Genomic DNA, 12,897 nt, shown 5'->3' with positions numbered 1-12,897 from the left:
GTCCTGGTTCCCAGGAGCCGTGTGCGGCGACAATCACCGAGGCACGTAACATCGACGTTTCGTCTCCGGCTTGAATTCGCACCATTTGCACCTCGCCATCCCGCTCGATGGCGACGGCGCGGCAAGGCTGAAATATCTCGACGCCCGCCGATCGCGCCGCCTGCAAAAGCAGACAGTCGAGAATGTCCCGGCCAAGCGCCCGGCCGAAACCATCGTTTGCAGCGGGCCGATCTTTTGCACGGGGCCCATTTTTTGCAGGAGGCATGGGCGCCTCGACACTAGCTTCGCCGGAAAAGAAGCCGACGCGGCGGATTTCGGGGCCGGCATTGGCACGCCAGGCATCGCCGATCTCCAGCTGGTCCAGAAGCGCAAGATTGCTTGCCGATATATATTCGCCGCAGACCTTGCGGCGCGGGAACGCGCTCTTCTCCACGATAGCCACGGCCCACCCGCGCCGGGCCAGCGTGAGCGCGACGGACGTGCCTGCCGGGCCGGCGCCTATGATGATCGCGTCATGGGTCCGCGTCATAGGTCATCACCGGCGCTGGCACCGACGAAAATGTGGGAAAAAAGGCCGGCGCGCCGTTCCTCGACCGGTTTGCCTTTTGCCGCAAGCCAGAGACCGGAAAGCTCATTGCCGCGAAAGCCGCCACGCACGCTTTGAGCGGCGTCGTTTCGTGTGACGTCATTGGCGCCGATTGCCGGGAGAAGACGGGTAGCGGCCAGCGCCAGTTTTGCCCGCAATGGCTCTGTCGCCAACAGCAGCGGGGCCTTCGGCGCCATCAGCGAAAACAGGCGCACGAGCTCGGCATCGTCGAAATGATGCAGAAACAGATTGACGGTGATCGCGTCGAACCGCCTGCCCTCATTCTTTCTTGCCCAGTCGAAGACATCGGCGGTGATGCCTTCGGCCGTCCACCCCAGCCTGTCGAAATCACCACGCAATTGCGCGGTGATGAGGTCGACGCGGTCGAGCATCACCAGTTCGACCCCAGGCCATTGCCCGGCCATGCGCCGCGCTACCGCCAGCATGAAGGAGCCATCGCCGGCGCCGATCTCCAGAATCCGGCGTGGCGGCTTTGGCACAAATTTCCCGAGCAGCGACGCCATGATCTTTGCCTGAAACATCAGCGCGTTGATGTGACGAAGGTCGCGGCGCGTGGCAAGCGCTCGCGGATCGTCGGCCGCAAGTCCGTCAAGGATTTCCGGCGCAAGCTTACGGTGCTCCAGGCCACTCATGACACGGTTCGAAAAAGCATGGTTTCGGCCGTCAGCCCGGGTCCGAACGACATGCCGCAGCCGAGCAGGCCCGGCGGCGCCTTCAGCATCTCCTTCATCACGAACATGACGGTCGCTGACGACATGTTTCCGTATCGGCGCAACACCTCGCGCGATGGCTCCAGCGCGGTGGGCGCGAGTTTCAGAGCCCTTTCGACGGCGTCGAGAACCGACCGTCCACCCGGGTGAACGGCCCAAAGGTCGACCGCTTCCGCTGTCCGGCCGCTGAGAATGGCGTCCTGGTTGCTCCGCAACGCTTCATGAATCGCTGCCGGGACCTGGCCGGAAAGAACCATCTCGAAGCCGTGGTCGCGAATGCTCCAGCTCATCAGATCCCGCCGCTCACGCGCCACGATACAATGAAAGCTCTCGAGCTCGACGCCGGCCGGCTCTGCGGTGACGAGCGCGGCCGCGCAGCCGTCGCCCCAGAGGCAGAACGACAGCAGCTTTTCCAGTTCGGTCGTTTCGCGCAGATGCAGCGTGCAGAGTTCGATATTGACCAGGAGGACCTTGGCGCGAGGGTCGGAGCGGACGATGTGGCGGGCAAGCTTGAGACCGTTGATCGCCGCGTAGCATCCCATGAAACCAATCATAGTGCGTTCGACCCTGTCCGGCAGGCCGCACCGCGCAACCAGTTCCAGATCGATGCCGGGCGCCGAAAAACCGGTGCAGGTGGTAACGATGAGATGAGTGATGCGGCGAGCGTCATCGCCAAGCTGCAATCCGTCGACGCCTTTTTGCGCCAGAACAGGCGCGGCATCTCCGAACATTGCCATTCTCTCGGCCGTTCCAGGAAAGGCGCCCCGGATAAAAGTCCCGGCAAGATCGGCAGTTGGTCCATCGGGGTCGATGGCTGGTGCAAAGCAGGAATAGCGGCGCTCGATGCCGGCGAGATCAGCCATGCGTTCGAAAATTCTTCGGCGATCGGCCGCAAGCATCGAGGCCGCGAAACGCAGATAGAATTGATGAACCTCATGCTCCGGCACCGCTGTCGCGATCCGGTTGATATAGGCTTTGGCCGGCATATTCTGTCTCCTCGGCGTATGCACGGTGTAACGTGAGGCCACCGCCGGAGGGTCTTTGCTCACCAAGGATGGAGCGTTGTTCGATAAACGTTTCCGAAAACTGATTTCATCCCGAGATTCAGCACACGCTGTTGCAAGGCGATGCTGCGGTTCGCCGGCACTAGCAATATAGGCTCCATCGCCGAGGCGTCGACGGGAGAGCCCGCGCTTCTGGCAAGATGCGAGCCGCGGGCCGAGGCGCCTTGCGTCCGGCACCCACCGGGCACCGTCTTTTTCCTGCATCGACGGAACATTAGCGCATACTAACAGTTGTAGGATGACAGCGGGTATCTCCCGGATATTGGCTGCTGGATCGGGGCCCGTACCCCGGTCGGCCCGCGCTCCTCCAGAGGCGCGGGCCTCCCGGTCCTGAGGGCGGCTATTGGAACAAGAATGCCGAGCAGGCGTTCCACAAATTATGTCCAGCTGCCCGGGATTCGCGGAAAAGACAAAGGAGAGCTGTCATGAACAATATCATCTGGCTGGTTGGGGCCGTCGTTATCGTAATAGCGATACTCAGCTTCCTTGGCCTTCGTTAACATTCGCCTTTAGCGAAAAGGCGACGCAGGACTAAGTAGTCACTTGGATCTACTCCGAAACCCATACCGCAGCGCTAGCTGACGCCGCTGTGTCACGCGTTTTCCTGCTGCAAGTGTTCCGATTCCAATCGCCCGATCGTTTAAGCAAAGCACGATGTTGATCTGCGCACGCCAGCAATTGCGTCGCATCGGTCCGCTGGGGGTTGCGAACTCTCGAAGCCGGTCGCCAAATTGCGTGAGCGGTATGAAGCCAAGGCTTCTTTCTCGTCTTGATGTCAGGGCATTGGGACTTGCAAAAGCCGCACTTTGAGGCCAGCCTATGCGCATGATGGCACGCCGGTCGGCAAAGCAATTGCTTGTCATGCTGCTCGCGGTCTTCCTGACCGCCGGGTTCAGCCTTGCCGGCGCTCAGGCGAGCGTCATGTCGGCGCAGATGATGACGACGACGTCGGACAAAGCCATGGTCATGCACTCCGACGCGGACACGGCCATGTCGTCCGACATGGCTGGCGACTGCAAGGCGTGCCCCAAAGGAGCCGGCGACAAAGGCGATCCTATGCATTGCCCGCCGACCTGCATCGCACCGGTGCTCGCGGTGCTGCCGCAAGGCATCGCCATGAGGATAGTTGCGCGGATGCAGGAGCCGTTGGCGCTACCGACCCCGCTTCTTCACGGGCGAAGTTCCCTGCCCGACCCATACCCTCCAAGACAAGCGATCTGATCTGACGCCGTTTCAGCCGTCCTGCGGCTGATTGTCGGCGCTCGATCGCCCACTGCGCTCATTGTGGCGTAGCGGGCGCGGACAGCAGGTCAATCGATGTCGGACGGTCGCCGTCGATCGAGATCGCAAAGGGCATAAGGGTGCATTCCGATTCCAGTTATTTGATTTCACGCCGCAGGTTTCTCGTTGCGGCGGCGGGGGTTGCCGCGTCCGCATCGATGCGTCCCAGGTGGGTATCCGCCATGGAGGAGCGCCGGATCAGGGTTGCGGCGAGCCAGGCCCGGCTCACCGGCCCCGATGGCCCGCAAACCCCGGTATGGGCCTATGACCGGACAGTTCCCGGCCCAGCGCTACGCCTGCGGCAAAGAGAGCCGGCCCGTATCGTCGTCGACAACGGGCTCGACGAGGACACTACGGTTCATTGGCATGGCATACGATTGCCAAATGCGATGGACGGCGTGCCAGGCCTGACCCAGAAGCCGATCAAGCCGGGCGAGAGCTTCGTCTATGAGTTCACGCCGCCCGATGCCGGCACCTTCTGGTATCATCCTCATGCCGACAGCCTGGTGCAACTTGGCCGCGGCCTTGCCGGCGCACTGATCGTCGAGGAGGCCGAGCCGGTCGCCGTCGACCGCGATCTCTTGTGGCTGCTGCAGGATTGGCGACTTGCCAAGGATGGGCAGATCGCTGCCGGCTTCGGCAACATGATGGATGCGGCGATGTCCGGCCGCGTCGGCAACGTCGTCACCATCAACGGCACGGTGCCGGCCGACCAATTGGTGAAAGCGGGCGAACGGATCAGGCTGCGGCTGGCCAATGCGTCGCTCGCCCGCATCATGGCCTTGCGCTTCGAAGGTCATCGCCCGGTTGTCGTCGCGATCGATGGCCAGCCCTGCGACCCGCACGAACCGGATAGCTGGCGCCTTGTGCTCGCGCCGGCCATGCGCATCGATGTGATGCTCGACATGCAGGGCGATCCGGGCAAGCGCTACGCCGTGATCGACGATTTTTATGATGGCCTCGCCTACACACTGACCACGCTCGCCTATGACGAGGCGCCGCCGCTGCGCGCGCATCCTCTCGACGCGCCTGTCGGCCTGCCGCGCAATCCGCTGCCGGCCCCCGATCTCGCCGGGGCCGAGCGCCAGGAGATCGTGCTGCAAGGCGGCATGATGGGTGGTGGCAAGCTCGCCGGCGTCGGCGGCATGATGGGCATGGGGATGCCCGGTATGAATGGCGAGGCCGCCTGGGCGATCAACGGCACGTCGATGACCGGCGACGGCCACGCCGGCATGGCGCCGCAATTCACGCTGAGACGCGGCACGACCTGTCATCTCACCATGCGCAACGAAACCGCTTGGTGGCATCCGATGCACATCCATGGCTTCAGCATGTCGGTGCTTTCGCGCAATGGTTCGTCGGTGCCGCACCGGCAATGGCAAGACACGGTGCTGCTTGCCCCAAAAGATACGATCGAATGCGCCTTCGTCGCCGACAATCCCGGCGACTGGATGCTGCACTGCCATGTCGCCGACCACCAGATGGCCGGCCTGATGACCGTCTTCCGCGTAACCTGAATCCATTCGTTCAACGAAGGAGAACTGCAATGAAACTGACCTACCGCCTCGCCGCCCTTGCCGCGCTGATCGCAACGCCGCTGCCCGCGGTCGCCGCCACGATCGAAGCGGTGATGTACAAGAACCCGCAATGCAGTTGCTGCGAGTCCTATGCCGCCTATCTCGAGCAGAACGGCTTCAAGGTCGATATCAAGCCGGTCAACAATCTGTCGCAGATCAGCAGCGATGCCGGCGTCCCCGCCGACCTCGAAGGCTGCCACACGCTGATGGTTGACGGCTATGTCATCGACGGCCTAGTGCCGATCGACATCGTCAGGAAGCTTTTGACGGAACGCCCCGCCATATCAGGCATCACCCTGGCCGGCATGCCGACCGGCGCGCCCGGCATGGGCGGCGAGAAGTCAGGGACCTGGACGATCTACGCCTTCACAAAGGACGGCAAGGCGCCGACCGTCTACGCGACGCGGTGAAAACAGTCGTGACCATGAGCAAACTGGCCATGGCCCTGGTTGGCATGCTGCTGGTGTTTTCGCGGTCGGCATCGGCTTCCGAACCGCCGCAGAATTTTGCCGTTCACGAAACCCCGGTGCCGGTGCCAGAAATCAGCTTCGAGGACGGCGATGGTCGACCCCGAAGCCTTGCCGATTTTTCCGGCAAAATCGTGCTGCTCAACGTCTGGGCGACATGGTGCGCCCCCTGCCGGAAGGAGATGCCGACGCTCGACCGGCTGCAGGCCGAGCTCGGCGGGCCGGATTTCGAGGTCGTCGCGCTGTCGATGGACCGCGCCGGCCCGGACATCGTGAAAAAGTTCTTCGCCGAGATCGGCATCGAGCACCTCGCCCTCAATATCGATACCTCAGGCAAGGCCATGTTCGCCATTGGCACCGTCGGCCTTCCAGCGACTTTGCTGATCGATCGCAACGGCAAGGAAGTCGGCCGGCTGATCGGCCCGGCGGAATGGGACGCGCCCGACATGGTCGACTTCATCCGCAGCCGCATCGCTGCCAGGTGAGAAAGGAACAGATATGTCCGAGCCAAAGGCTCGCTGCGTCGCGCCGGCTTTGAACGAATGGAGGCGTTTGCTGCTACGCGTAATTGCCATCGCGGCGCTGATCGCAGGCTTTGCGTATCCGGCGCAAGCTCACTCGCTCGGCGAAGTCGATGCCATGCTTCAGAGCGACGAGAAATATTTCCAGACGCTCGACAGACCGGCGCCCGATTTCACACTGCGTACCGCCGACGGGCGTGTCGTGCGGCTGGTCGATTTGCGCGGCAAGGTCGTCATCCTCCACTTCATCTACACATCGTGCCCCGATGTGTGCCCCCTGCATGCCGAGAAGATCGCCGAGATCCAGAAAATGGTGAACGGCACGCCGATGAAAGGCCAGGTGACCTTTGTGACCATCACCACCGACCCTGTGAGGGACACGCCGGACGTGCTGCGCAATTACGGACCGGCGCACGGGCTCGACCCGGTCAATTGGCTGTTCCTGACCACGACCGCGGGTCAGCCTGAGGATGCGACCCGGAAGCTCGCGGAAGCCTTCGGCCACAAGTTCGCCTTGACCGATGGCGGTTACCAGATGCACGGCACCGTCACGCATGTGATCGACAAACAAGGCCATTGGCGCGCGAATTTCCACGGCCTGAGTTTCGCGGCGGTCAATCTTGTCACCTTCGTCAACGCGCTGACCAACAATGTCGAGCGCCCGCACCATGAGAAGGAAACGGGGTGGTGGGCGAAAATCAAGGGCATGTTCTGAGGCACCATTCGTCTTGACCGAAATTTACGACGAACTTATTCCCATCGGAATCGCCGATGCTCACCGGCGAGGGCGGGCTTCCACCGACCATAGAGGCGACCGCAATGATGAATGGCCCAATGGGTATGTGGATGATGGGCGGCATGGGGCTCACATGGGTCCTGGTGCTTGTCGCCCTTGTGCTCGTGATTGCAGCGCTCCTCAAATACCTGCGAAGCTGACGGGGCTGACGATCGCGACCCGAAGAGCGACAGGACCGCGATGGAGAAAGGATCGCGGACAGGTGAAATTCCCAGTCCGCAAGCACGGTTTTACCGACGAGCAGATCGTGGACGCGCCGAACCTGTGGGACGGCTGCGGCGGGGCATCCAAATTGCCATACCGGGTTGACCTTCTAGCTACAGGAAGGTTTACTTTCCCACTGACCAAGGAGATTTTCATCATGAACATTGGTATCGCATCCGAAAAATCCGGCCTGCCGTCCAAGACGATACGCTACTATGAGGACATCGGGCTTTTGCGCCCGGCCCGGACGGAGAATGGCTATCGTGACTATTCGGCAGACGACATCCACCGCTTGCGATTTCTGCAGCGCTCGCGCAGCCTGGGTTTTTCGGTCGACGAGTGCCGCCAGTTGCTGTCGCTCTATCAAGACAGGGACCGCGACAGCGCCGACGTGAAGGCCATTGCCAAAGCCAAGCTCGTGGAGATCGACAGGAAGATCGCCGAACTGGTGGGATTGCGCGGCCTGCTGCATCATCTGGTTGAGCATTGCCATGGCGACGAGCGGCCGGACTGCCCGATCATCGACGAACTGGCGGGAGAAGGCCTGGTTCAGTGAAATGGACCGCCGCCACCGTGATGCTGTCGCTTGCCTGCGCCTCCGCGGTGGTGGCCGCGGCTGGACCTGACCCAATCATTGCGACGCGCCAGTCCTCGATGAAGGAGATGGCCGCCGCCGCGAAAACGATCGCCGCGATGTTCGACGGCAAGCTGGCCTATGACGCCGAGGCGTTCAAGGCGGCGGCCGAGACCATCCGCGCCCGCACCGGCCCTACGCTTATCACGGAATTTCCGAGCGCGACATTGGGCGCGCCTTCGGGCGCCAAGTTGGAAATCGATCAAGCCCGTTCGGAATTCGAGGCTCTGGCCCGTCACATCGGGACGCTGGCCACCACGCTTGCCGCCAAGGCCGAGCGGGCGCCCGCCAGCATCACCGACGACATGAGGATGGGTACCGGCCCGGCGATGGGCGGCGGCAGCCTGCTTGGCAAGCGGCCGGCAGCGGCGCAAGCCGATCCTGCCAAAACTCCTGCCGAGCACCTGTTGCATCTTATCCTGCAGGATTGCTCAAGCTGTCATTCGAAGTTCCGGCAGAAGGTCCTGTGAAGGCCCGACCGAGCACGTTTTGATCAGTCGACGTTCCAGCTAATGTCCCGGCCCGGCGCTTAATTCGCTGCGGCGCCAGGCGGCCGGCGAGATTCCCACCGAGCGCTTGAACTCGCGCCCGAAATGATAGACGTCGCAGAAGCCGCAGGCTTCGGCGATCTCGGCCAGCTGCTGGTCGCTCTGCACCAGCAGCGATTGCGCCTGCATCAGCCGCTCGCGCATCAGCCACTGATGCGGGCTTGTCCGCAGATGTTTTTGGAACAGCCGCCGGATCTGCGAGGGACCGAGCCCGGTAACGGCGAACAGGTCGGGTGCCGTCCAGGCGAAGCCGGGTTCACCGCGCATGGCGTCCAGGGCAGCGGCTAGCGGCTTCGGCAAATCATCAGGACCGGAGCCGGCGAGCGCCCGGTCGACCAAAAGCACGAATTCGGCGACCAGTTGGTTGAGCCTGAAATCAAGGCTGGCGTCGCGCCGCCGCAACGCGGCAAACAGCCGCTCGAACCACGCGACTGGACTCATGGCTTCCGGGAACACGGCCCGCAAGGTCCCCTCTCCGAACAGCTTGCGCCGCAGGATCCCCGGGTCCGGGCCGTCGAGCCTGAACCAGAGCAGGCTCCACGGATCGTGCTCGTCGGCGGCATGCACATGCGGCGCCTCGTTGGCCATCCACACCAGTTGGCCCGGCCGCACCTCCAGCCGCTGTCCCAACGTCTCCACGATACCGTGGCCCGACAGGCAATAGAGGATGTCCTGGCCGGGATAGGTCGCGCGTTCTATCCGGTAATCCGGCGCCGCGGCGACCTTGCCGGCGCGCAGCACGCTAAACGCCGTGCGCGTCCATCCGGCCGCCGGCACATAGTGGAAACTCTCGAGAACCGACGTTCTTCCTCGCATGCGCGTTTTATACAAAAACTGCGCGGTGCTGTCCATTTTGTTCCCTGCCAAGCACCGCTAAGGTTGCTTTCAAGAGGCAGGCGAGGTCGGCATTCAGTTGCATGGACCCGCTCTTCCCAAGGCCCTCGAGGCGCATCGCGCCACTGAGGGCCCGTTCGCGAAGACCAGGGAGGCAAGACGATGCTCGCGATGACCAAGGAAGAAACGGAACACTACATCAGCGACGGGTACATTATCCGCAAGGGGCTGCTGAGCGTGGCCGAGGTGGACGATTTTCGTGACCACGCACGCAGGCAGCTCGAGGCGGAGACCAGGAGCGGAGCCGTCATGGCCAAGGGCGACAAGGAAGGCAAGACCACCCTCCTGAAGATGTGGACCAAGGCCGAGGACGACAAATACGGTCTTCTGGCGCGCGACGAGCGCATGGTCGATCTCGCCCAGGATGCCGTCGGCAAACCCATCTATCTCTACAGCCACAAGATGACGATGAAGCAACCCAATGAGGGCGGCGCCTGGGAATGGCATCAGGATTTCGGCTATTGGTACAATTACGGCTGCCTCGCGCCGGAGATGATGAGCATCTATGTCGCGCTCGACAAGGCGACCCGCGAAAATGGCTGCCTGCAGGTGCTCAAGGGTTCGCACAAGCTCGGCCGCCTCAACCACATCCGCGAGAACGACCAGACCAATGTCGAGCAGGAGCATCTGGAAGCGGCGCTGAAGCGCTACGAGCATATCTATGTCGAGATGGAAGCCGGCGACGCGCTGATCTTCGACGGCAATCTGCTGCACCGCTCCGACGCCAATCGTTCGGACACCTATCGCTGGGGCTATATCTGCTCCTACAACGCCATCGAGAACGCGCCGTTCAAGAAGGTGCGCGAATACGGAAATTACGACGAATTGCATAAGGTGCCTGCCGGTTCGTTCCGCAAGGCGTCCTGACGTCGACAGCAAGGCACGGGCGATCGCGCCCGCACCAACCATGATTGGAAAGATCGTGGAAAGGCAGGGAGATAGAGCCGCATCCTGATTCTGTTTGGGAATAGGCTCTCATGCATCGACCCGCACACGAGCTCGGTTCGGGTCGAGGATGGAACCGGAAGAGGAGTGGCGGTGCCGGTCGTGACCGGCGGTTCGCCACACACAGGGAGGATGCTGTATGGCCGATGCGGTCAGGACCGGCGCGCGCGCGCCAGCCGCGGACCGATTGACGCTGGCGCGGCTGTTGCGGGCGCGCGAAGCTGGCGTGTTCATCGCGCTGCTCGTGCTATGCCTGTTTTTGTCCTTCGCCACCGACGGGTTCCTGACGTCGCTGAACCTGCTCAATGTCGGTCGCCAGATCTCACTGCTCGGGATCATGGCGGTCGGCATGACATTCGTGCTGATCGCCGGCGAGGTCGACCTGTCGGTCGGCTCGACCTACGCATTCTCCGGCCTCGCCACCGGCATGCTGATCATCGCCGGCTGGGCGCTTCTACCGGCGATCGGCGTCGGCCTGCTCACCGGCGTCGCCATCGGGCTCGTCAACGGCGTGCTTTCCACCTATGGCCGGCTGCCGTCGCTGATTGCGACGCTCGGCATGCTGTCGATCGTGCGCGGTGCTGCCCTCATCCTGACCAACGGCCAGCCGGTGACGGTGAACGCCCGCAACGGCGCCCTGCCCGAGGTCCTGCAGACGTTCGGCTTCATGGGCCAGGGCTATCTATTCAGCATCATCCCGATGCAGCTGGTGTTTTTCGTCATCATCGCAGCACTTGCCTGGGTGGTGCTGTCATTCTCCAATTTCGGATTCCGGGTCTACGCCGTCGGCGGCAGCGCCAAGGCCGCGCGTGTTTCAGGCATTTCCGTCAACTCGGTCAAGATCTGCGCTTTCGTGCTGATGGGCGTGCTAGCGGCCTTCGCCGGCATTTTGAGCCTGGCCTTCCTGCCAAGCGGTCAGGCCGGACGCACCGGTCTCGGCCTGGAACTCGACGTCATCGCCGCGACGATCGTCGGCGGCGCCTCGCTTTCGGGCGGCGAAGGCACGATCCTCGGCACCATTCTCGGCGTCCTGATCATCGGCGTGATGCGCAACGGACTGGTGCTGATGGGCGTATCGCCTTTCGTCCAGGAACTGATGATCGGTCTGGTCATCATCATAGCGGTCGGCATCGACAAATGGAGCACGCGCCGGCCGAGCTGAAGCAGGAAAACCAAAGCAACAGGCCAGTCAAAAGGCCAACAACAGGGAGGACTATCCATGAAACTCAGACATGTCATTCTCGCAGCCGCGCTCAGCCTGTTGCCGCTGTCGGCCCATGCCGGCGCCAAGCTGGCCGATTTCGCATTGGCCGACCGCATCAAGGCCAAGATCGCCGCCGGCGAGCCGCTCGACATCTACGTCTCCTACCACGACGTCTCCAACGAATTCGCGCCGTTCATGAAGGCCGGGGTCGAGCGCGCCGCCAAGGAGGACAAGGTCGGCGCTCAATTCATCGGCCCCGTCGGCGCCGACGCCGACGGCCAGATCAGCGAGATCGAGACGCTGATGGGCAAGATGGACGGACTTGCTATCTCGTCGGTCTCGACCGATGCGCTGGCGCCACTGATCGACCGGGTCATCGCCGCCGGCATCCCGGTCGTGACCTTCAACACCGACAATCCCGAAAGCAAGCGCCTCGCCTTCGCCGGCCAGGACCTCGTCCAGTCCGGCCGCGAGGCCGGCAAGCTAATGGCCAAGGTGCTGGGCGGCAAGGGCAAGGTGATGATCACCACGATCGACGCCGCCGCCCAGTGGTCGCTCGACCGCGAGAAGGGCGCGCGCGAGGCGCTCACCGCCGAGCCCGGCATCGAGGTGGTCTCAACGCTCAACACCGGCACCGATCCGCAGAAGATCTATGCGGCAATCGAGAACGCCATGCTGGCCAACCCAGCGATATCGGGCGTGCTGTCGCTCGAATGCTGCTCGACGCCGGCCGCCGGCACCTGGGTCGAGCGCAACAACGCGGCCGACAAGGTCAAGGTGGTCGGCTTCGACCTGCTCGACCAGACGGTGCAACTCGTCCAGGACGGCAATGTCGAGGCGACGATCGACCAGGCGCCGGAGAAGCAGGGCTTTGCCGCGGTCGACCTGATCGTCCAGTTCCTCAAGGGTCAGCCGATCGAGAATCTCGACACCGGCGTCGGCGTCTACACCAAGGAAAACATCGCCGAGGTCGCCAAGAAGTAACAAGCCAGCGTGACGGGAGTTGCCGGCCTTGGGTCGGCAGCTCTTCGTCCAGCCAGCCCATGACAGAGCAACAGAGCCCTGCCCCCATCGTCGAGATCTCCGGCCTGACCAAGCGGTTTCCCGGGGTGCTGGCGCTCGACCGCATTTCCGTCGATTTCCGCCCCTGCGAGGTGCATGCCGTCATCGGCGAGAACGGCGCCGGCAAATCGACCTTGATGAACATCCTTGCCGGCGATCTGCAGCCGGACGGCGGTGAAATCCGCATCGACGGCGAGGAGGCCACCATCGCCTCGCCGCTGGCCAGCCGGGCCGCCGGCATCACCGTGGTCTATCAGGAACTGGCGCTCTGCCCGACGCTGACCATCGCCGACAACATCATGATGTCGGACATGGCGGCGCGGTCGGCCGTGTCGTTGGTGCCGCGCGAGGAGATGCGGCGCGAGGCGCGCGCCGCCTTGACC

The 12,897-nt window shown here is 63.0% G+C and carries 15 protein-coding genes; 11 read left to right on the top strand and 4 right to left on the bottom strand.

All coding sequences use genetic code 11. The features are described 5' to 3' along the window. The 3 genes from EOB36_RS28790 to EOB36_RS28780 form a co-directional block, all read right to left on the bottom strand. The coding region (locus EOB36_RS28790) for an FAD-dependent oxidoreductase (protein ID WP_128286213.1) at window positions 1–529 on the bottom strand (529 nt) is incomplete at its 3' end. Then, window positions 526–1,239 (bottom strand): methyltransferase domain-containing protein, encoded by a 714-nt coding sequence (locus EOB36_RS28785; protein WP_095489167.1) that lies wholly within the window; start codon window positions 1,237–1,239, stop codon window positions 526–528. The genes EOB36_RS28790 and EOB36_RS28785, both read right to left, overlap by 4 nt. Next, window positions 1,236–2,303 (bottom strand): type III polyketide synthase, encoded by a 1,068-nt coding sequence (locus EOB36_RS28780; RefSeq protein WP_128286212.1) that lies wholly within the window; start codon window positions 2,301–2,303, stop codon window positions 1,236–1,238. Before EOB36_RS28780 ends, EOB36_RS28785 begins: the two co-directional genes overlap by 4 nt. A gap of 903 nt (window positions 2,304–3,206) precedes the next feature. Between EOB36_RS28780 and EOB36_RS28775 the strand changes: the two genes are divergently transcribed. The 7 genes from EOB36_RS28775 (at window position 3,207) to EOB36_RS28745 (ending at window position 8,331) form a co-directional block, all read left to right on the top strand. After that, window positions 3,207–3,602, top strand: a complete 396-nt coding sequence (locus EOB36_RS28775; protein WP_245330098.1) for a hypothetical protein — start codon at window positions 3,207–3,209, stop codon at window positions 3,600–3,602. 218 nt (window positions 3,603–3,820) lie between these two features. Continuing rightward, window positions 3,821–5,179, top strand: coding sequence for a multicopper oxidase family protein (locus EOB36_RS28770; RefSeq protein WP_128286211.1), 1,359 nt, complete (start codon window positions 3,821–3,823; stop codon window positions 5,177–5,179). Window positions 5,180–5,208: 29 nt separating this feature from the next. Beyond that, entirely contained in the window at window positions 5,209–5,649 is a 441-nt protein-coding gene (locus EOB36_RS28765; RefSeq protein WP_095489164.1) for a DUF411 domain-containing protein, read from the top strand. Window positions 5,650–5,663: 14 nt separating this feature from the next. Continuing rightward, entirely contained in the window at window positions 5,664–6,191 is a 528-nt protein-coding gene (locus tag EOB36_RS28760; protein ID WP_128244338.1) for a TlpA disulfide reductase family protein, read from the top strand. Between the two features lie 13 nt (window positions 6,192–6,204). Further along, entirely contained in the window at window positions 6,205–6,942 is a 738-nt protein-coding gene (locus tag EOB36_RS28755) for an SCO family protein (RefSeq protein ID WP_127203934.1), read from the top strand. Window positions 6,943–7,384: 442 nt separating this feature from the next. Continuing rightward, entirely contained in the window at window positions 7,385–7,783 is a 399-nt protein-coding gene (gene cueR / locus EOB36_RS28750; RefSeq protein WP_095489162.1) for a Cu(I)-responsive transcriptional regulator, read from the top strand. Next, the gene (locus EOB36_RS28745) at window positions 7,780–8,331 is read left to right on the top strand and encodes a cytochrome c (RefSeq protein ID WP_245467924.1); all 552 of its coding nucleotides are present in this window, start codon (window positions 7,780–7,782) and stop codon (window positions 8,329–8,331) included. The genes cueR and EOB36_RS28745 overlap by 4 nt, the downstream gene beginning before the upstream one ends. 39 nt (window positions 8,332–8,370) lie before the next feature. Here EOB36_RS28745 and EOB36_RS28740 read toward each other — a convergent pair whose 3' ends face one another. Then, complete coding sequence (locus tag EOB36_RS28740) at window positions 8,371–9,225, bottom strand: AraC family transcriptional regulator (protein ID WP_245467923.1); 855 nt, start codon at window positions 9,223–9,225, stop codon at window positions 8,371–8,373. Between the two features lie 180 nt (window positions 9,226–9,405). Here EOB36_RS28740 and EOB36_RS28735 point away from each other — a divergent pair, with 180 nt between their 5' ends. The 4 genes from EOB36_RS28735 to EOB36_RS35465 all read left to right on the top strand — a co-directional run. Then, window positions 9,406–10,170, top strand: a complete 765-nt coding sequence (locus EOB36_RS28735; RefSeq protein WP_095489160.1) for a phytanoyl-CoA dioxygenase family protein — start codon at window positions 9,406–9,408, stop codon at window positions 10,168–10,170. A gap of 217 nt (window positions 10,171–10,387) precedes the next feature. Beyond that, entirely contained in the window at window positions 10,388–11,410 is a 1,023-nt protein-coding gene (locus EOB36_RS28730) for an ABC transporter permease (RefSeq protein ID WP_095489159.1), read from the top strand. A gap of 57 nt (window positions 11,411–11,467) precedes the next feature. After that, window positions 11,468–12,436 carry a sugar ABC transporter substrate-binding protein gene (locus tag EOB36_RS28725; protein ID WP_095489158.1) on the top strand — a complete coding sequence of 323 codons (969 nt, stop codon included), beginning with the start codon at window positions 11,468–11,470 and terminating at the stop codon, window positions 12,434–12,436. Between the two features lie 59 nt (window positions 12,437–12,495). Continuing rightward, window positions 12,496–12,897: ATP-binding cassette domain-containing protein (locus EOB36_RS35465; protein WP_245467922.1), on the top strand; the 402-nt coding region annotated here is incomplete at its 3' end.

The sequence above is a fragment of the Mesorhizobium sp. M6A.T.Cr.TU.017.01.1.1 genome, assembly GCF_004023115.1.
Taxonomy (GTDB): Bacteria; Pseudomonadota; Alphaproteobacteria; order Rhizobiales; family Rhizobiaceae; genus Mesorhizobium; species Mesorhizobium mediterraneum.
This window is presented reverse-complemented; position numbering and strand designations above follow the sequence as displayed.

Excerpts from the sequence above, each read along its gene's own strand:
- EOB36_RS28780 (WP_128286212.1), bottom strand. The coding sequence starts at position 2,303 with ATGCCGGCCAAAGCCTATATCAACCGGATCGCGACAGCGGTGCCGGAG.
- EOB36_RS28735 (WP_095489160.1), top strand. The coding sequence starts at position 9,406 with ATGCTCGCGATGACCAAGGAAGAAACGGAACACTACATCAGCGACGGG.
- EOB36_RS28770 (WP_128286211.1), top strand. The coding sequence starts at position 3,821 with ATGCGTCCCAGGTGGGTATCCGCCATGGAGGAGCGCCGGATCAGGGTT.
- EOB36_RS28765 (WP_095489164.1), top strand. The coding sequence starts at position 5,209 with ATGAAACTGACCTACCGCCTCGCCGCCCTTGCCGCGCTGATCGCAACG.
- EOB36_RS28725 (WP_095489158.1), top strand. The coding sequence starts at position 11,468 with ATGAAACTCAGACATGTCATTCTCGCAGCCGCGCTCAGCCTGTTGCCG.
- EOB36_RS28775 (WP_245330098.1), top strand. The coding sequence starts at position 3,207 with ATGATGGCACGCCGGTCGGCAAAGCAATTGCTTGTCATGCTGCTCGCG.
- EOB36_RS28740 (WP_245467923.1), bottom strand. The coding sequence starts at position 9,225 with ATGCGAGGAAGAACGTCGGTTCTCGAGAGTTTCCACTATGTGCCGGCG.
- cueR (WP_095489162.1), top strand. The coding sequence starts at position 7,385 with ATGAACATTGGTATCGCATCCGAAAAATCCGGCCTGCCGTCCAAGACG.
- EOB36_RS28760 (WP_128244338.1), top strand. The coding sequence starts at position 5,664 with ATGAGCAAACTGGCCATGGCCCTGGTTGGCATGCTGCTGGTGTTTTCG.
- EOB36_RS28785 (WP_095489167.1), bottom strand. The coding sequence starts at position 1,239 with ATGAGTGGCCTGGAGCACCGTAAGCTTGCGCCGGAAATCCTTGACGGA.
- EOB36_RS28730 (WP_095489159.1), top strand. The coding sequence starts at position 10,388 with ATGGCCGATGCGGTCAGGACCGGCGCGCGCGCGCCAGCCGCGGACCGA.
- EOB36_RS28755 (WP_127203934.1), top strand. The coding sequence starts at position 6,205 with ATGTCCGAGCCAAAGGCTCGCTGCGTCGCGCCGGCTTTGAACGAATGG.